Genomic DNA, 20,174 nt, shown 5'->3' on the forward strand with positions numbered 1-20,174 from the left:
TGTATCGTGAAAGGAAAGCTTAACATAGTAGTAATGACACTGTTTGCTATTGTTTACTGTTCATCGTATTCGAAGGCACAGGAAAAACAAAGCATCAATGGATATTTGGTACCGATGTGTATCTACAACGGAGATACGATCCCATCTATCCAGTTGCCGACTGTGTATATCTTTAAACCTCTAAAATTCAAAAATGCAAAAGAACGCCAGGAATATTACCGGTTGATTCGCAACGTGAAGAAAGTATATCCTATCTCCAAGGAAATTAGACAGGCTATTATTGAAACTTATGAATATCTTCAGACATTACCCAATGAGAAAGCTCGCCAAAAACATATCAAACGGGTTGAAAAAGGCTTGAAAGATCAATATACTCCCCGAATGAAGAAACTCTCTTTTACACAAGGGAAACTGTTGATTAAATTAATAGACCGCCAAAGCAATTCTACGAGCTATGAACTGGTGAAAGCATTTATGGGATCTTTCAAAGCAGGGTTTTATCAAGCCTTTGCTGCACTGTTCGGTGCCAGCCTCAAAAAAGAATATGATCCACAAGGTGAGGACAAACTAACGGAACGGGTGGTGTTGATGGTGGAAAGCGGACAAATCTAAATACAAGAGATATAGATGTTACTCGCAGGAACTATATGTCCAACGTGCAGCGTATATATACCCTATAAATAGCATCTTATATATCCTGCTCCTGCTGCTAACGTAGCTTTTTGAACAAATCCCAAATTACAATACCGGTAGTTACGGAAACATTCAATGAATGTTTCGTTCCATATTGAGGAATCTCTATGCAGCCATCCGAATGGTCAATAACCTCCTGCTGTACCCCTTTCACTTCATTTCCCATTACAATAGCGTATTTCTTATTCTTATCCAGTTCAAGTTCGTCCAGCATGATGCTTCCTTCCGCCTGTTCTACAGAATAAACGATGTATCCCTCTTTTCGGAGATTATCAACAGCATCAACAGCGTTATTAACATACTTCCAGTCGACAGTAAACTCTGCACCCAACGCAGTCTTATGCATTTCAGGGTGTGGCGGAGTAGCCGTTATGCCACACAGATAGATACATTCGATACGGAAGGCGTCCGAAGTGCGAAATACAGAACCTATATTGTGCAAACTACGAATATTGTCCAACACTACTACTAAAGAGAGTTTTTCAGCCTGTTTGAACTCTTCGGCACTGATACGGTTCAGCTCTGTTATTTTCAGTTTACGCATACCTCTTTTCTTTTATTATATTCTTTGTATGCAAAGGTAATCCTTTTCAGTTAACAAGGTGTTGATAACGGTTTAAAACCTGTCAAAACTATCGGCAAAGATTTTGAAAAATAATTCTTGTATTATTCAAAAGAAAATATAAGAGCACTCCGTTATGAACATTTCAAAAAAAACAATTAAAACTTTCCATGCAAACATAAACATATTTTTCAGTACTTATCTGCCCGTTTATATCCATAAAGTTTTTAACTTTGCACTTTATCAACAGGGAGTTAATAGTAAACTTCCATTTGATGGCATTTAACAATGCTTTCATTGATAATGAAGCAAGTAAGATAATATATCTTGTCCTGTAGACCAGTTCATAACATATTCATAAAACAGAAGTATGAACTAATAACTTATCCGACAAGAAAAATCGTATTTATTTGCTAACATTATTAACAGGCTATCATCACTAACAGAGGATTTTTAAAAAAGAAAGAAATAAGAATATTATTATGAATGAACTCATAAAGGCTATTAACGAGCTGAAGAAAGAAAAGAATGCAATCATTCTGGGTCACTATTACCAGAAGGGCGAAATACAAGACATTGCCGATTACGTTGGCGACAGTTTGGCATTGGCTCAATGGGCAGCCAAGACAGAAGCGGATATTATTGTGATGTGTGGCGTTCATTTTATGGGGGAAACGGCAAAGGTGCTTTGTCCGGACAAGAAAGTGCTGGTGCCCGACATAGAAGCGGGCTGTTCGTTGGCGGACAGTTGTCCGGCGGATAAGTTTGCGCAGTTTGTCAAAGAGCATCCGGGGCACACTGTTATTTCGTACGTCAATACGACGGCTGCGGTGAAAGCGGTGACAGATGTGGTGGTAACTTCCACCAATGCGAAGCAGATTGTGGAAAGCTTTCCCAAAGATGAGAAAATAATCTTTGGTCCGGACAGAAATTTGGGTAATTATATCAACTCGGTTACGAACAGGAATATGCTTCTGTGGGACGGAGCTTGTCACGTGCACGAACAGTTCTCGGTTGAAAAGATTGTGGAACTGAAAGCGCAGTATCCGAAAGCGTTGGTATTGGCTCACCCCGAGTGTAAGAGTGTGGTATTGAAACTGGCTGACGTAGTAGGTTCTACGGCTGCTTTGCTGAAGTATGCCGTGAGCCATCCCGAGAACACCTATATTGTGGCTACCGAATCGGGAATCTTGCATGAGATGCAAAAGAAGTGTCCGCAGACAACGTTTATCCCTGCTCCTCCGAATGATAGTACATGCGGATGTAACGAATGTAGTTTTATGCGGTTGAATACACTGGAGAAGCTTTATGAGTGTCTGAAGAACGAGTCGCCGGAAATTACGGTAGATCCGGAAATAGCAAAGAAGGCAGTTAAACCGATTCAACGGATGTTGGAGATTTCGGAGAAATTGGGATTATAAGATTCTTCTGAAACGTTTTCATTGTATTTGCAAAGCGAGGCTGTCTAACAGGTCTCAGTAATAAAAAGTCACCCCTGTCAAAGTATATTTTGGCAGGGGTAAAATCGTTAAAATAGGACTTGTTAGACAGCCTCCTATCTATCACCTGTCACTATCACGTATCTCAAAACGATATCGGGATATTTCACATAATATATCTCGAATGGATCATAGATGATTCTATAATATACATAATTTGTCCACATACAATTTGTGCAGTTATTCAGGAAGATTTTTATATTTAAATATATGTATAGCTCTTAATTTTGCGTTAATAAATTATTTGTTAAATCTTATATGCATGAAAATAATCGGCTTTTAATCAGTTTCCTTTCAGGTTAGAAAGGTGTTACTTGTCTTTTTATTATTTAACACGTATACTTATTAACCATTAAAATTGCAAACGTATGAGAAAAAAGAGAGTCATTTCTATGAAGATTCCTTGTAGGATATGGCTATTGGCTGCGACATTGTCTATAGGACAGACAGCTTTTTCATTGGGAGTAGAATCCGTTCCTATGAATGAGGAATTGGCACAACAGCGAAAAGTCATTGAAGTTTCAGGTACGGTTACTGACAGTTCAGGACCCGTTATTGGAGCGACTGTTGCTGTGAAAGGTACGAGTACGGGAGTAATTACCGATATAGACGGTAATTTTAAGTTAAAAGTTCCGGTAGGAGCTACTATAACAGTTTCTTATATTGGATATCAAAGCAAAGAAATCCAATATAAAGGAGAAAGAAATCTGAAAATCCAATTGAATGAAAATGTGCAGGAACTTCAGGAAGTACAGGTGATTGCGTACGGTTCTCAGAAAAAAGTAACTGTTACCGGTGCTCTTTCTTCTATTAATAATGAAGAATTGTTGAAATCACCGGTTGCGAGTATGGCGAATGCACTGACCGGTAAGGTTACCGGTCTCGCCAGTGTACAGTCCAGTGGTCAGCCGGGTGCCGATGATGCTACGTTGTATGTACGTGGTGTCGGTTCATTAAGTACTGATTTGTCACAACCGTTAATGTTAGTTGACGGTGTGGAACGTTCATTCTTCCAGTTAGACCCGAATGAAGTGGAAAGTATCACTGTTTTGAAAGATGCTTCCGCTACAGCCGTATTTGGTGTACGTGGTGCCAATGGTGTTATTTTGGTCACTACCAAACGTGGTACACAAGGAAAGGCAAAGGTGAACTTCTCCACTACTTTTGCTTGGCAGATGCCGTCGCGTGTACCTGAATTTGCCGGCAGTTACGATTATGCCACTGCTTACAACAATGCTCAGTTACACGATGGAGTGGCAGAGTCTCAGTTGGCATTTTCACCGGAGATTGTGGAGAAGTTCCGCACCAATAGCGATCCCTTGGTATATCCGAGTACTAATTGGACAGATATGTTGATAAAGAACTCTGCTTTGCAGACACAACATAACTTTAATATATCAGGAGGTTCGGAACGAGTGAAATATTTTGCATCGTTGGGTGTATTTACGCAGAATGGTCTGTTCAACACGTTCGAAGAAAACGGTAATGATAAAGGATTTAAATACAATCGTTATAACTATCGTATTAACATGGATGTGGATGTCACTAAAACAACTTCCATGCAAGTGAATTTGGGAGGATATTTGAACGACAAGCAGGAACCTAACTATAATAATGGTACGTATACAAATCTTGCATATCTCTTCCGCGATGTTTACACGGCCGTTCCGTTTGCAGGTGCCGGAGTTGTGGACGGAAAATGGGTAATTTCCGATCAGGATCTTTTCTCGGTAGGTAATTATGCGGACGGATTGAATGTATATTATGGTAAAGGGTATAATAACCGGACACAAAATACTTTGAATTTCGACTTTAAGTTAGAGCAAAAGCTTGACTTTCTGACTAAAGGTTTGAAAGCTCATGTGAAAGGTGCTTACAACAGTGGAGTTACTATCACCAAACGTCGTGAAGGGCGTGCCAACCGATATGAGGCGGTATATGATACCGATGGTAAGTTGATTTACAGAAAGACACAGGATTATCAAAAATTGGATTATAAGGAGTCTACAGGGCAATCCAGAAACTGGTATCTCGAGGCAGCTTTGAATTACAAACGTGATTTTGGTCATCATCACGTTTCAGCATTAGCTATGTATAATCAGTCGATGACTTATTATCCTTTTGAAGGAAAAAGTCCAAGTGAATTTATTGGCATTCCGAGAAGTTATGTTGGTTTGGTAGGTCGTGCTACGTATGATTACAAAACCAGATACTTGTTGGATGTAAGTGTTGGCTATAACGGTTCGGAAAACTTTGCTGAGGGGCAACGCTTTGGTTTGTTCCCTGCCGGTTCTCTCGGTTGGATTATTTCGGAAGAAAAATTCTTTCAGCCGGTTAAAAAGTTTGTTACTTATTTGAAATTCCGTGGTTCTTATGGTATTGTGGGTAATGACCGTGTGAGTGATTATTCCCGTTTTCTTTATTTACCTGATAAATATTTGGTTAGTTCAGGTAATTATAGCTTCGGTACTAATACGTCAACTCTTATTGCAGGTGCTACGGAATCTAAGAAAGGTAATCCGAAAGTAACATGGGAAACATCGGAAAAGCAAAACTATGGTATTGACGCTAAATTCCTGAAGGACCGTCTGAGTGTTAATTTCGACTACTTTATCGAGCATCGTAAGAATATCCTTAAATCTCGTACGATATCTCCCGGATACCTTGCTGTCAGTCTTCCTATTGCCAATATTGGTAAGGTAGATAATAAAGGATACGAAATCAACGTGAAATGGGACGATCGTATCAATGAAGTACGTTATTATGTAGGAGCCAATCTGTCGTATGCCAAGAATAAAGTTGTATTCATTGACGAAATCCGCTATCCTTATGAATGGATGCAGACTGAGGGTAAGCCGGTAGGACAGCAGTTCGGTTACGTATTCGACGGGTATTTTACGGAAGAAGAAGCAGCCAATTATGAAAGTCTGAAAGGCAAGGAAGGTGGCATTGCCGATCAAGGATCCGGTTACATACCTCTTGCCGGTGATGTAAAATATAAGGATTTGAACGATGATGGACGAATTGACGAGAAAGATGTTCGTGACATCGGTTATCCTAAATATCCTTTATATACAGCAGGTGTGAATATGGGCCTTTCATGGAAAGGATTTGATTTTAGCATGACGTGGGCAGGAGCATTCAAAACTTCGCGTTTGCTGAGTTCAATGTATCGTATTCCTTATGGAGAGAGCAACAACTCAGCTATTATGAAATATATGATTGAAGATGCTTGGACGCCGGAAAAAGGAGATGCAGCAAAAGCACCGGCACTCTCGTTTAGAAGTAAGTCTCATAATTACCAGGATTCAGACCTTTGGCTGAGAGATGCTTCTTACGTTCGTTTGAAGAATATAGAACTGGGATATTCATTCCCAAGTGCTTTACTGAAGAAAGCACATATCGGTTCACTTCGTATATTCCTGTCCGGATACAATTTGTTGACGTTCGACAATTTCAAGGTATCCGATCCGGAAAGTGATCCGAGCGGAAGTACTTATCCATTGATTAAAGTGGTGAATGTGGGATTAAAAGTTGGTTTCTAATTAATTAGTTAAAGTCATGAAATCATTGAGAAAACTATTATATACTATCCTTTTGACGGGAAGTTTGTTTGCAACTGTTTCTTGTGAAGATTTGGCGTTCGGTGACAAATTTTTGCAAAAACCGCCAAGTTCGGATGTAACTATTGATACTATATTTTCTTCGGCAGAATATGCACGGCGTATCTTGTTGAAGAGTTATCAGTCGCTTCCGTATGGAATGGAAACTTCCGGTTACTGGACACAAATGTGGCTTGGAACTTTGGAAGGTCTAACGGATTTAAACTATGATAATGTGGGATATTCAGGTGTAATGAAAGTATATTATAGTGGTAACTATAATGCTTCTACCGAGGATACCCCTAGAGGTAAGTATATGGCGACAAAAATTCGTTTCAACAACGATGAAAGTGGTATGTGGGGAGCCATTCGTCATGCATGGCTGTTTTGTGAGAATGTAGACCGTGTACCGGATATGGACGCTGCGGAAAAATCACGGTTGAAAGCAGAAGCTAAGATGATTGTTGCCGTTTACTATTCTCACATGTTGCGTCATTATGGCGGTTTGCCGATTGTGGATCATGCTATTGATCCTGAAGATACTAATCTGCCGGGGCGTGCTACACTACAGGCTACCGTGGATTTTATCATTGGTTTGTTGAACGACGCCATCAATTGTCCTGAATTTCCATGGAGAATCTCTGAAGAAGATTTAGGTAATTGGGATGGACGTATGTGTAAGGCGGGTGCTATGGCGCTGAAAGCACGAGTACTTTTATTTGTTGCCAGTCCGTTGTTCAATAACGATACTCCTTATTGTCAGGGAGAGGCTTCTTCGCAGTTGATGACATGGTTGGGCGGTTATAGCAAAGAGCGTTGGAAACTTGCCATTGACGCTTGCGAAGAGTTTTTCACAGCTCTCAATGCGAATGGTTATTATAAAATGGTGGAAGTAGGAGATGAGGGCACGAATAGTTTCGGTGAAGCATTTACGAGTGGTTATTTTGATCGTGGAACCACTGAGACACTTATTTCTGTCAGAAGAAATATTTATAGCCAGAAAAATAATTCCATATTGAGTAATTCTATTCGTTGGGGAGGTTATTGTCCTACATTGGAATATTTCAATATGTTCCAAATGGAAGACGGTACGGATTTTGATTGGGAAAATCCTGTACATGCCAAGAATCCGTTTATCAATCGTGATCCGCGTTTGTATGAGACTTTTATTTTGGATGGTCAACCATTTAATGGAGGTGTTGCAGGCCTGACGGAACCTAAAGGAGAAGATTATCCGGCAGGAAAAGACTGGAAGGTTGGAATGATACATCAGTTGTCTACTGCCACAGGACTTGTCTGCCGCAAGTGGGGGTTAGACCGTAATAGTGCATGGTCAAATCGTCCTATCCAGTGGCCTTTCCTTCGTCTGCCGGAGATATACCTGAGTTATGCAGAAGCATTGAATGAATATAATAACGGTCCTGATTCGAAAGCATACAATGCTGTAGACAAAGTACGTGCCCGTGTCGGTATGCCGGGACTTAAAAAAGGAATGAGCCGTGATGATTTCCGCGAAGCTTTGTTGCGTGAACGAGCTTGTGAGTTTGGTTATGAAGAGGTTCGTTTCTTTGACCTGATCCGTTGGAAGAAGTACAATGTATTCGAACAAAAACTTCATGGTTTGCATGTGTACAAACACAAAGATACGGGTGAATATTTGTTGGAACCGTTTGATTTGACTAAGTATCCGCGTACTTGGTGGACCGGTGGTTTTGCCCCAAAATGGTGTTCTGAGTGCATTCCCTTCTAAAGAAGTCAATAAAGGATACGGTCTTGTACAAAATCCGGGTTGGGAATAATTAAACAATGGTATTAATAGAAAATAGAAATAACAATATACTCATGAAAAAAAGTATCAAGTTATTAGTAGCGTGTATGTTGTGTTCACCGACAGCCATTATGGCTCAAGAACAGGACAGTTTGTTTGCACGCAAAAGTAAAGTGGCTATAGAGTATGGACGTGGCATTTCTTTCGATTTGAAAGAATCGACTACGGCAACTGCGGTAGCCAATGAGGAAGAACTTTCGCACAAAAAGAGTATCAATAACTCTAATATGCTTTATGGGTTGATTCCCGGACTTCAAGTGTTGCAAAATGCCGATAATGCCTGGAATGATGCTGCGACATTGAGAGTACGCGGATATGGAACCAGCAGTTCTACTACTCCGTTGGTATTGGTAGACGGTTTCGAGCGCTCACTCGATCAGATAAGTGCCGATGAAATAGAGTCTGTCACTGTTCTTAAAGATGCGGCTTCTACGGCTCTCTACGGGATGAAAGGTGCTAACGGTGTTATTTTGGTGAAAACGAAGCGTGGAAAGATGGGCAAACCGGAGATTAATTTCTCTTACCAGTTTAATATGGCTACACCGCAACGTTTGCCGGAATTTGTTGACGGATACACCTATGCGGAAGCGTTAAATGAAGGATTGACCAATGACGGATTGTCGGCACGTTACTCTGCTGAAGAATTGGAAGCCTTCAGAACTCAAAGTAATCCGGATGTATATCCGAATGTAGACTGGTGGGGCGAGGCATTGCGCGATCATAGTTACGGAAACAATGTGACCTTCTCGGCTAGAGGTGGTGGAAATTTTGTGCGCTATTTCACTCAGTTGAATTATCTGAATGATAATGGTATCTTGAAACCGACAAGCGATAATGACGGTTACTCCACCCAGTTTAAATATTCAAAACTGAACATTCGTACTAATTTGGATATCACCGTCAGCCCTACAACTACCGTGCAACTGAATTTGTTTGGGAACTTCTCCGAACACAATCGTCCGGGAGAAACTACATCGGATATTTTCAGTGCGTTGTATCAAGTGCCTTCAGGAGCATTTCCTGTTAAAACTTCCCGTAACACATGGGGAGGAACTACTGTATATTCTAATAATCCGATTGCAAGTATTTCCGGCACAGGTTATGCGCGTTCTCAAACCCGTAATATGTATGCAGACATGAAATTGAATCAGGATTTGAGTGCTTTTGTGAAGGGATTATCGATTGGTTTTCAAGTAGGATTGGACAACAGTGCTTCTTATTGGGATAACAATATCATGAAATTCGGATATGAACAGGCTACAATAGATGGGGAAACCGGAGAAACTGTTTATAACACTTTGCGTAATGAAAGTTCTCTTTCGTTCAGTAAGAGTGTCGGATCTTCGATCAATCATTTCAATTTCGGGGCGTATGCCAACTATGCTAAAGATTGGAATAAACACAGTCTGGTTGCAACTTTGCAATACAATATGGATAAAACAAATGCCAAGGGACAGAATAAATCGAAAGCATTTATGGATGTAGTGGCACAAGCTCACTATGTTTATGACCATCGTTATGTGCTGGATGCATCTTTATCCGGTTCCGCTGCCAGCATTTTGGAACCGGGCCATAGATGGGGAATCTTTCCGTCAGTGGGTGCCGCATGGATTATGTCAGAAGAGACTGCTTTGAAGAGCGACTGGTTGAACCTGTTGAAACTTCGTGCATCTTATGGTATTGCCGGACGTGCTGATTACGATACCGATCTTTATCTCGATGTGTACGGAACCGGAGGAAGTTATTTATTTGGAAAAAATCCGGCGAGCATCAATGGTATGAAAATCACTCAACTGGGGATTACCGACATGACTTACGAAAAGTCACATAAATTGAATGTAGGATTTGATTTTATGGCTTTCAACAAATTATCTGTTGCCATTGACGGTTTTTACGATCACCGCACGGATATTTTAGTAAGTGGGGATAATGCCGTATCCTCTATATTTGGCTTGACAGCTCCTAAAATAAATAATGGAGTTGTGAATAGTTATGGAGTAGAAACAAGTGTACGCTGGGCGGATAAAATCGGTGATTTTAATTATCAAATTGGTGGTATGCTCACTTTCAACCGTAACAAGATTATTAATCAGAACGAAGAATATCGTCCTCATGATTACTTGAAACGTACAGGTAAGCGTTTAGGACAGTTCTTTGGTTATGAAGTGGAAGGCATTTATCAGAATCAGGATGAAATTGACAACCGTGGTGTTAAACAGAATCTGTCAGATGTTCGTCCGGGTGATTTGAAATATAAAGACCAGAATAATGATGGGGTGATTGATACGTATGACCAGGTAGCTTTGGGATATAGTGTTATGCCGGAAATTTATTACTCATTCGACTTGAATCTGGAATACAAAGGATTCGGTATCTACGCCTTGTTCCAGGGAACGGGAAATCAGAGTCGTCTTTTGAATACTTCAAGTGTGTATTGGCCTTTGATTGGTAATAGTACTATCTCTACCGAATATTATAATAATCGGTGGACTCCGGATACTCCGAACGCTAAATACCCGCGTCTGACTTCAGAAGGTTCTGCCAATAACTATGTGACCAACTCCTTGTGGCTGGGCGATGCATCTTATATGAAGTTGCGTACACTGGAACTTTATTATAATTTCTCACAGGAAATGATGAAGAAGAGTAAATTCATCAAGAGTGCCAAAGTCTTTGCACGTGGTCATGATCTCTTCTGTATAGATAAGATTAAAGTATTGGATCCTGAAAACATCGGAACAAATCATCCGACCATGACTCAGTATACTTTGGGTGTTAACTTATCATTCTAAAAAGTAAAATGAACATGAAGTATTTTAAAATCAAACATATAGCCTTGTTGCTTGCGGTTGCATCCGCTCCTCTGTATACAGCTTGTGATTTTATGGATTGCAGTGAAACAGATTACTATTCAAAGCAACAAATTCTGGATAACATGGAACGTGTGGAACAATTGGCTACACAGGTATATAGTTATTTGCCACATGACTTCTGCAATACATCGGGAGCTATGCAGGATGCTGCTACGGACGATGCTGTCCATATTTACGAATCATCTGCCATCCAACGGTTTGTCAATGGTACGTGGTCGGCCAATTATACTGTCGATGATGTGTTCGGCACTTACTACAATGCCATCCATGATGCTAATTTTTATCTCGAAAACTGTGTAGGACTGACATTTGACGAGTGGAAGTATTCTGATGGTTTTGAAAATGATTTTAAGAGTTATCAGAATTATGAGCATGAAGTGCGCTTTTTGCGTGCATTTTATTATTTTGAATTGGTAAAACGTTATCAGAATATACCTTTGATAACCAAAACGCTGACTCAGGAAGAAGCCAATGAAGCGGAACCTGTAGATGCAGCTACCATTTTGAACTTCATCATCAGTGAATGTACTGATTTGGCGAATGGTAAATTGCCGGTAAATTACAATAATATGCCTGGTGGAACAGGTAATTTGCAACGCGCTACCAAAGGTATGGCCCTTGCATTGAAGTCTCGCGCTTCTCTGTATCTTGCCAGTCCTTTGTATTCTGCTGATGATACGCAGAAGTGGAAGAATGCCGCTCAGGCAGCCTATGACCTTATCAACGAGGCAGCTACCTTAGGGTATGGCTTGGATTCCAAATATTCCAATCTGTTTGGTGCCACTAATAACCAAAGTAAAGAAGTTATCATGTGTCGTCCTACAGGTGCAAGCACAAATTTTGAATCTGCCAATTTCCCGATGGGGGTTACTAATGGTTCTACTACAACTTGTCCTACGGAAAACTTGGTAAGTGCTTATGAAATGAAAACCGGTGAAGATTTTAGCTGGGATGATCCGGAAATGGCAAAAAATCCGTATGCAAATCGTGACCCGCGTTTGGGAATGACAGTTGTGTATAATGGTATGGCATGGCCTAAAACGACTCCGGTAGAGGTGTTTGAAGGAGGTAAGAACGGTCAACCTATAAAAAATGCCACAACTACCGGATATTACTTAAGAAAATATGTGAATAACAATGTCACTTTCGAACCGGGTGAAACTACTACGAGCCAACAGCATAACTGGATTTTATTCCGTTATGCGGAAATCCTGTTAAACTATGCAGAAGCGATGGTGAATGCCTATGGTGACCCAGATGAAAAAGGCCCCTATAGTTTGAGTGCCCGCGAAGCTGTCAATCAGGTACGTGATCGTGGAGATGTGAAGATGCCGGCTTATCCTGTCATGAGTAAAGATGATTTCTTGAAACGATTGAAAAACGAACGTCGGGTGGAATTTGCATTTGAAGGACAACGCTTCTGGGATCTCCGCCGTTGGAAAGAATTAGATGATATGCAGAATATTTATAAAGTGAAAGTAATCAAGCAAGCCGACGGAACGATTCGATATACCAAAGAAAAGCTTGCCACTTATACTATTCAGGATAAGATGTATTTCTATCCGATTGCGAACACTGAACTTTTCAAGAACCATAAGTTGGTACAGAACACAGGTTGGTAAACTCGGAATGAGGCAAACAATATTGTAAAGATGGGGGGATGTTAAAATAGGTTTCTGATAGTATCTTTTTGACATGCCCCCATTCTGTTTAAAGTAATGAATTCTGATATTAATTAAAATGTAAAGTGAATGATGAGATGTAGGCATATTGTATTTTTCATTGTATTATACGGGCTTTGTATAACCTGCTCGAGTGATGGACCTACTGATGATTCTAAAAGGGGAGAGGATGGAAAAGAAGAACCCCTTTCCGATAAGGGAATCTTATTTGCTGACTTCGAGACATATAGTACCACTCCCTATTTCTTCCGGTATGGCAACTCGGGTGGTAGTAAAATGAACAATTATTATCCGCGTTGGATTTACTCTCATGTGGTAACAGACAATCCGGTAAAGAACGAAGAAAATCCATCATCTAAAGTATTGGAATATACTTCAATGGAAGCTCGGAACTATGGATTGAAATTTCGTTTTTCTAAAGCGGCAGACATCAATGACGTAAGAGGTATTCGCTTAAAAATCTACCAACCCGCCAATGTAATAGAAAAAGAAACTTGGAAAGGTACCTCTAAAGCTACTTCCCAACAATTAGGTGTGAAACTGATAGGAAGATTTAATTCTGTAAATGATTACAAACAGGAAGAAGGGATTTTGTTAACCAATTCATTGGTCGATTTCAAAGAAGAAGGAGTATGGAAAACATATACGTTTACTTTCAGTAAAAGTGAATACGGTGTTGCCGCTATACAGATGAAGAATGGCATAGCGGGTATGGTTATTCTACCTACGTATGGTTCGGGAGTCACTTTGACTGAAGAGAACAAATATAAATGTTATATAGATGATATTGAAATTTTAGAATAGCGGAAGGAGAGTAAAAAGATGAAAAATAAATGGTTCTTACTATATATATTACTATGGGGAATATCTTGTGTAAATGCACAAACTTCGGACGTGGATAAAATGTTTCCGAACGCTGTGCTCACGCGTGAAAGCTATGATAAAGTAAAAGTGGCATTGGAGAAGGGCGATAATACTACTTTCCCGAAGAATTGGTATATCAAACAGATAGAAACTCCGGCAAAGAATATTGTAGAGAGCGGTCGGAAAACCACTCCTGTTAAATCTATTGACGAAAATCCGGATAAGGTAGACATCAGTAAGGAAATGAAATCCATTCATCAGCTATGTCTTGCGTATGCTTTTACACAAGATAAGGTCTATCTGAATAAAGCGGTCGAATATCTGAAAGCATGGTCTGAAATCAATGTTGCTTTGTCGAAAAGAAATATTCATGAAGAATCATATAATATTGCCGTGGAAGGCTATTCGTTGATTCGTAAGGTTATCGGCCAGTCCGACCGGGAACTGATTGATACCTGGATACGTAAGAGGGCAGAGGTGTTTGTTAAAGACAATGATTTGAGGGTCAATAACTGGGGGACTTGTCTGTTGTATCAGTTCTATCTGTTTGGCACGGTATTGGAAGACGAAGCAATAGTTGATAAATTCCGTTCTTCGTATGACAATTGGGTGAAAGGTAATCTGTTCCCTAATGGGACAACGACAGATTTGCTCGGTCGTGACGCTTTTGCTTATCATGCCTATGATTTGCTGTTTTTCGCGCGCATTTGTCATCTGAAAGCAATGCATGAAGGTTATGCTGCTGCTGAAGTCTTTTATAGGAAAGATATACATTGGGGAGCTTCTATCCGGAATAGTGTAGTTTTCTGGAAACCATTTCTGTTGGATCCTAAAAAATATACTCACATTGAATTTGTAGGAACAGAATATGAACCGGATAAAAAACGTTCGGATTACAACAAGACTTACAATCCGTCGGGAACCTTATATGTAATTGATGAATTGTATGAAATAGATAAGGAACTTAAAGAGGTATTAGATCATTATAAACGTAATCCGGATATTTCTTTGAAATTGGGATTAAGCTCTTTACGTTGGTATTGATGGTTGCATAAAAAAAGTTTTATATGAAAAGAATCTCTATAGTAATTGTTCTTTTGACAGTTATAATTAATTATTCTACGGCTGCTACCGGAGATAATCTGAACTGGTTCAAAGATGCGAAATTTGGTTTATTTATACATTGGGGATTATATTCTCAGACAGCGGGTGAATGGAAAGGTCATCCAACCGAAGGTGGTGAACATTTTATGCTTTATGAGCGTATTCCATTAAAAGAATATGCAGCAATAGCCAAAGATTTTAATCCGCTAAAGTTTGATGCGAAGAAATGGGTACAGGCTGCCAAGCACGCAGGGATGAAATATCTGGTATATACGACTAAACATCATGACGGATTTGCCATGTATAATTCAGCTTGTAGTGATTATAATATAGTGAGATGTACTCCTTTTGGCAAAGATCCTTTGAAGGAATTGGCGGAAGCTTGCAAAAAGGAGGGAATCAAACTGGGACTTTATTATTCATTGGGGCGTGATTGGGAAGACCCGGATGTACCTACTAACTGGCCTGTAAAAGCAGGTCGCAGCAATACTTGGGATTATCCGGATGAAGATAGTAAACAGTTACCGGCTTATATTGAACGTAAAGTGAAACCACAGTTAAAGGAATTGCTTACTAATTACGGTGAAATAGCGGTTGTCTGGTTCGATACGCCCGAGTTGGTTACCAAACAACAGAGTAAGGAGTTGCGTGACTTGATTCATTCGTTACAGCCGGGGTGTTTAATCAATGGTCGTATTGGAAACGGGTTAGGGGATTATTCCATTATTGAACAGAAGCTTTCCAACGGTATAAATAACAAACCCTGGGAAGCTTGTCTGACGATGGGTAAGAACTGGGGATACAATCGTTATGATACTGTCTATAAGAAGCCGGATGTATTAATCAGAAACTTTGTAGACATTGTCAGCAAAGGAGGAAATTTATTGCTGAATGTGGGACCGGACCAACTCGGATGTTTTCCGGAGCAAACGGATGTCATATTGAATACTTTTCATAAATGGATGGAAAATAACGGTGAGGCTATCTATGGGACAACTCCTTGGCGTGTCTTTGGAGAAAATTTTACGGTAAATAGAGCTGAAGAGTCGGAGCAGAAGCCTTTTCATGATGCAGTATATGATGGAACTCCTAAGGATATTGTACCTGATGTTCGTTTCACCATGAAAGATAAAAATGTATATATTATTATACGTCATGTTACCACTACTTCTTACACATTACATTCATTTTCTTCGGGAGTTGACAAAATCAAAAAAGTTACATTATTGGAAAATCATAAGAAAGTAAATTGGAAATTGGATGATGATGGGTTGAAAATCAGTAATATACGTCGTTCAGCTAAAGACTCTTTTCCTGTTTATGTATTAAAAGTAGAATATTTCTGATACATTCATCTATAAAATGTTGTTTATGTTTGGTATTTTTGCGAATATTGCAGATGATTAATCTGGAATTAACAGAAAAGCACCAAATGAAAAATAATATGAAGTTACGGCATTTATTACTGTTGTTTATTTCTTTTTTCTCTATTTCGCCATTATATGCTGAATATTTTAAACATATAGGTTTGTCGGAAGGGCTTGCTCAACCTTCTGTAATGGCTATTTATCAGGATAGGTTAGGTAGAATGTGGTTCGGGACGAAGGAAGGGATAAGTCAATATGATGGAAACCGTGTAAAAGTATTCAAAGGATGGATAAAATCTGTAGGTGAAGAATCGCCTGTATGGTTGGGAAATGAAGTTTCGTTTATCGTTGGTGATAGTTTGGATAATATCTATTTTTTGATTGATAAGAATTTAATTAGATATGACATACAGACAGAGAAATTCACCCGACTTACGAATGAAGGTATTATCACTGCGCTCGCTTCTTCCGATGGACAGGTGTGGTATATGAAACACGATTCTTTATTTTGCCTGGAAGCAGATAAAGAACCTGTTTTTGTATTGAAAACGAATATTACTTCACGTATTTGCTGCCTCACTATGATGGATGATGAGATTGGTATCGGAACATATAACGGAGTTTATCTGATCGACCGCCGTTCTTATCGACAGAAACAACTATTGGAAGGGGTGGAAATTTATCGTATATTCGAAAGTTCTCAAAAAGAACGATGGATTGGTACCCGTATGCATGGGTTATATCGGATGAACGACAAACAGCAGCTGACGAAAATCCCTTATTTGCCGGGAACTCGGGAAGGTATCAGCAGCGAACAGATACGTGATTTTGTAGAAGATAACGAAGGGAATATATGGTTTGGTACTTTTGACGGACTTCATCGGTATAGTGTTAGTAGCAATCAGTATTTTCTTATTCAAATTCCTCAATATGCGGGTGGACTGAATCATCCTTCTATCTTTGCATTGTATAAAGATGTTGCTGGAACGATCTGGGTGGGTAGCTACTATGGAGGAGTTAATTATTTTAATCCTCAACATGAAACCTTTGTACATTATGATTATGGAAGAAACGTAAATTCATATTATTCTTATATCGGAGAAATTGTTATTGATAAGAATGAACATTTATGGCTCAGTACAGATGGTGGCGGCATCACTTGCGTAGATAAGAAATGGAATACGCTTCAGCAGTTTACGGCCGGTGGAAGAAACTCTATTCCTCATAATAATGTTAAAAGTATTTGTTATGATGAGAAGAAAAACTGTTTGTATATAGGGACCTATTTGGGTGGATTGTCACGTTATGATCTGAATACAGGATATTTCTACAATTATTGGAAAGAAGAAACTCACTCTTCCGATATGCCTGATGAAATTATTTTTCATGTAAAGATGTGGAGAGATCAGGTATATGTATCTGCTCATAATGGCTTTTTCCGGTTAGATACTCAGACACAGAAATTTCATAAAATCAACACTCCTTTTACGTTTTATGAGCATTTTGATATTGATGCGGAAGGTAATTTGTATATGGTGGGGTGGAAAAATGTTTTGTGTACCCATGTAGAACATCCCGAATCTATAACCTACATTTTACAGCCGGAGGGAGGTAGTAAAGCGACTCCTACCCGTGTGCTTGCTACTGCCGGAGGTGTTTATATCGGTACATTGGGAATGGGACTCTTTTTTTATGATAGGCAGACACATAACATGATTCACTACACTTCCCGAAACAGTCAATTACCGGGTGATTTCTGCTATAATCTTTGTCAGACTCGGGATGGAAAGATCTTGATTACCGGTGATAAGGGAGTTACCTGCTTTGTTCCTTCCGAGAATACTTTTACTACCATTGATTTGATGAGTAATTTCCCTTCAACCCATATTATCAATGGGTGTGGAATTTTGGTATCCGGAGAAGGGAATATTTATGTCGGAGATACAAAAGGGGTAACTGTATTCTCTGAAAATGAGTTTAACAGAACCGGTATTGCTAATGAAAATTCTACTTTTTATTTCTCAGAACTTTGGGTTGATAATAGGATGATTGTTCCGGGAGATGATACAGGTATATTATCTCGGTCACTTCCATACACGCGTGAGCTCAAACTTAATTATGATCAGGATAACCTTATTATTCATTTTGCTTTGTCTGATTATGGGCAGCAACTTTCGGAGAAGTGGTTTCAATATAAGCTTGAGGGGCTGGACAATAATTGGATTAAGACTAAACAGATGGAATTGTATTACACCAACCTGGATCCGGGAAAATATACCTTGCACGTAGCTTCTATCAATGAAAAGAGTGGGCAAAGGTTGAAAGAAATAACGATGCAGCTTGTCATTGCTTCTCCATGGTATAATACATGGTGGGCATGGACAATCTATGTGATAGTTTTTATATCATGTGTATTCTACTATGTGTATAGTAAGATAGCGAAACGTACATTAGCTCTTTCACTGGAAAAGGAGCGCTTTGAGAAACAACAGATAAAGCAGCTTAACCAGGAAAAGCTAGTTTTCTTTACGAATGTGAGTCATGAATTCCGGACTCCTCTTACTTTAATTATCAGTCATATTGATATACTATTACAAAAATATTCACTGAATCCTTCCATATACAATCAGATAACGAAGATAAGGAAGAATGCGCAACAAATGAATAAGTTGATTTCCGAGTTGCTTGAATTTAGAAAACTAGAACAGAACTATGGAACGATACAGATACAACAACAGGATATAGTTCTATTTCTGAAAGAAATTTATCTTTCTTTTGTCGACTATGCACAGCAAAGACATATAATTTATGAATTTAAAGTACCGGAACTGCCTGTCTTATGTTGGTTTGAGCCGCAATTGATGGAAAAAGTATTCTTTAATCTTCTGTCCAATGCTTTCAAATATACTTCCGACAAAGGAAATATAATTCTGTCGGGGGAGATAACGAATAGTGATATAAAAATAAATATTACGGATACTGGTATTGGTATTTCAGAACAAGATAAAGATAAAATATTTGCACGATTCTTTCAGGCTAACAATCAGGAGAAGAAAGGAAGTCTGTTTAGCGGAACCGGTATCGGATTGGCATTGACCAGAACAATTGTGGAAAAGCATCATGGAGAGATAACTGTGAAAAGTGTTGTTGGCGAGGGGAGTACATTTACAGTACGACTGCCTCGTCGGAAGGAGGTATTCCTGAACGATAAGAATGTACAATTTTATGTTCAAGATTCTGAAAGTGATATTATACCCGACTCAATGCCTGTATTTGTCGGTGATGAGAAGCCATCCATAGAAGTCGTTGAGACTGAAGATACGGAAAATAAAACTTATACAGTGCTTCTTGTAGAAGACAATGATGAATTACTTCAAATTTTGAAGGAGCTTTTCGACCCCTTCTATAAGGTAATTTGTGCCCATGACGGTAAAGAGGGGTTAAGTCAAATTTATGAGAGTTCACCTGATTTAGTTATCAGTGACGTTATGATGCCCGAAATGACCGGAACAGAAATGTGTCTGCAAATAAAGAATAATATAGATTTATGTCATATACCGGTGATACTGTTGACTGCGCTTAATTCTATTGAGCAAAATATTGAGGGGCTCAGTCGTGGTGCCGATGATTATATTACGAAACCCTTTCATGCGCAATTATTATTGGCACGTGCCAATAACCTGATACGAAGCCGCCTGCTGATGCAGCATCAATTTGATACGAAGCCGATGTCCGAGATTGATTTGACTAGTATTAATCCTTTGGATAAAGACCTGCTGAAACGCGCCTCACAAGTGATTGAACAACATATTGATGATACAGAGTTTGATATTCCGGCTCTTTGTAAAGAAGTAGGTGTCGGCCGGTCATTACTTTATACTAAATTCAAAGCTTTAACCGGCATGACACCTAATAATTTCCTGTTAAATTACCGCTTGAAGCATGCAGCTACTTTATTGAAGCAATATCCTGATCTTCCTATTGCAGAGGTTAGTGACCGTAGCGGATTTAACGCACCCGTATATTTCAGTCGTTGTTTTAAAAAACAGTTCGGTTGCACTCCTCAAAATTACCGGAAAGAAAAGAGACAGGCAGACTGA

Annotated in this window: 10 protein-coding genes and 1 pseudogene; 10 read left to right on the forward strand and 1 reads right to left on the reverse strand. The window is 39.3% G+C overall.

From position 1 onward, the window contains the following. Nucleotides 1-33 precede the first annotated feature (33 nt). Entirely contained in the window at nt 34-612 is a 579-nt protein-coding gene (locus AB9N12_RS07635; RefSeq protein WP_369892836.1) for a DUF4294 domain-containing protein, read from the forward strand. 97 nt (nt 613-709) lie between these two features. Here the strand turns inward: AB9N12_RS07635 and AB9N12_RS07640 are convergent, their stop codons facing one another. Then, nucleotides 710-1,237, reverse strand: coding sequence for an RNA methyltransferase (locus AB9N12_RS07640; RefSeq protein ID WP_369891100.1), 528 nt, complete (start codon nt 1,235-1,237; stop codon nt 710-712). A gap of 500 nt (nt 1,238-1,737) precedes the next feature. On the opposite strand from AB9N12_RS07640, the gene nadA reads away from it, so the two are divergent. The 9 genes and pseudogenes from nadA (at nt 1,738) to AB9N12_RS07685 (ending at nt 20,174) form a co-directional block, all read left to right on the forward strand. Beyond that, entirely contained in the window at nt 1,738-2,676 is a 939-nt protein-coding gene (gene nadA, locus AB9N12_RS07645) for a quinolinate synthase NadA (protein ID WP_369891101.1), read from the forward strand. Between the two features lie 446 nt (nt 2,677-3,122). Beyond that, nucleotides 3,123-6,299: a SusC/RagA family TonB-linked outer membrane protein gene (locus tag AB9N12_RS07650; protein WP_369891102.1), complete on the forward strand. Its 3,177-nt coding sequence runs from the start codon at nt 3,123-3,125 to the stop codon at nt 6,297-6,299. Between the two features lie 16 nt (nt 6,300-6,315). Then, nucleotides 6,316-8,155: pseudogene (locus AB9N12_RS07655) on the forward strand (RagB/SusD family nutrient uptake outer membrane protein). Nucleotides 8,156-8,198: 43 nt separating this feature from the next. Further along, the gene (locus AB9N12_RS07660) at nt 8,199-10,976 is read left to right on the forward strand and encodes a SusC/RagA family TonB-linked outer membrane protein (protein ID WP_369891103.1); all 2,778 of its coding nucleotides are present in this window, start codon (nt 8,199-8,201) and stop codon (nt 10,974-10,976) included. A 14-nt stretch (nt 10,977-10,990) separates the two neighbouring features. Beyond that, on the forward strand, nt 10,991-12,679 hold the full coding sequence (locus AB9N12_RS07665; protein WP_369891104.1) for a RagB/SusD family nutrient uptake outer membrane protein: 1,689 nt from the start codon (nt 10,991-10,993) through the stop codon (nt 12,677-12,679). Between the two features lie 129 nt (nt 12,680-12,808). Then, a complete protein-coding gene (locus AB9N12_RS07670; RefSeq protein ID WP_369891105.1) occupies nt 12,809-13,543 on the forward strand; it encodes a hypothetical protein in 735 nt (244 codons plus the stop codon). Nucleotides 13,544-13,561: 18 nt separating this feature from the next. Beyond that, nucleotides 13,562-14,647 (forward strand): alginate lyase family protein, encoded by a 1,086-nt coding sequence (locus AB9N12_RS07675; protein ID WP_369891107.1) that lies wholly within the window; start codon nt 13,562-13,564, stop codon nt 14,645-14,647. A 23-nt stretch (nt 14,648-14,670) separates the two neighbouring features. After that, the gene (locus AB9N12_RS07680; protein ID WP_369891108.1) at nt 14,671-16,053 is read left to right on the forward strand and encodes an alpha-L-fucosidase; all 1,383 of its coding nucleotides are present in this window, start codon (nt 14,671-14,673) and stop codon (nt 16,051-16,053) included. An 86-nt stretch (nt 16,054-16,139) separates the two neighbouring features. After that, complete coding sequence (locus AB9N12_RS07685; protein WP_369891110.1) at nt 16,140-20,174, forward strand: ATP-binding protein; 4,035 nt, start codon at nt 16,140-16,142, stop codon at nt 20,172-20,174.

The organism is Bacteroides sp. AN502(2024), assembly GCF_041227145.1.
Lineage (GTDB): Bacteria > Bacteroidota > Bacteroidia > Bacteroidales > Bacteroidaceae > Bacteroides.

Coding starts and splice junctions, on each gene's coding strand:
- AB9N12_RS07635 (WP_369892836.1), top strand. CDS start 34: ATGACACTGTTTGCTATTGTTTACTGTTCATCGTATTCGAAGGCACAG.
- AB9N12_RS07640 (WP_369891100.1), bottom strand. CDS start 1,237: ATGCGTAAACTGAAAATAACAGAGCTGAACCGTATCAGTGCCGAAGAG.
- nadA (WP_369891101.1), top strand. CDS start 1,738: ATGAATGAACTCATAAAGGCTATTAACGAGCTGAAGAAAGAAAAGAAT.
- AB9N12_RS07650 (WP_369891102.1), top strand. CDS start 3,123: ATGAGAAAAAAGAGAGTCATTTCTATGAAGATTCCTTGTAGGATATGG.
- AB9N12_RS07660 (WP_369891103.1), top strand. CDS start 8,199: ATGAAAAAAAGTATCAAGTTATTAGTAGCGTGTATGTTGTGTTCACCG.
- AB9N12_RS07665 (WP_369891104.1), top strand. CDS start 10,991: ATGAAGTATTTTAAAATCAAACATATAGCCTTGTTGCTTGCGGTTGCA.
- AB9N12_RS07670 (WP_369891105.1), top strand. CDS start 12,809: ATGATGAGATGTAGGCATATTGTATTTTTCATTGTATTATACGGGCTT.
- AB9N12_RS07675 (WP_369891107.1), top strand. CDS start 13,562: ATGAAAAATAAATGGTTCTTACTATATATATTACTATGGGGAATATCT.
- AB9N12_RS07680 (WP_369891108.1), top strand. CDS start 14,671: ATGAAAAGAATCTCTATAGTAATTGTTCTTTTGACAGTTATAATTAAT.
- AB9N12_RS07685 (WP_369891110.1), top strand. CDS start 16,140: ATGAAAAATAATATGAAGTTACGGCATTTATTACTGTTGTTTATTTCT.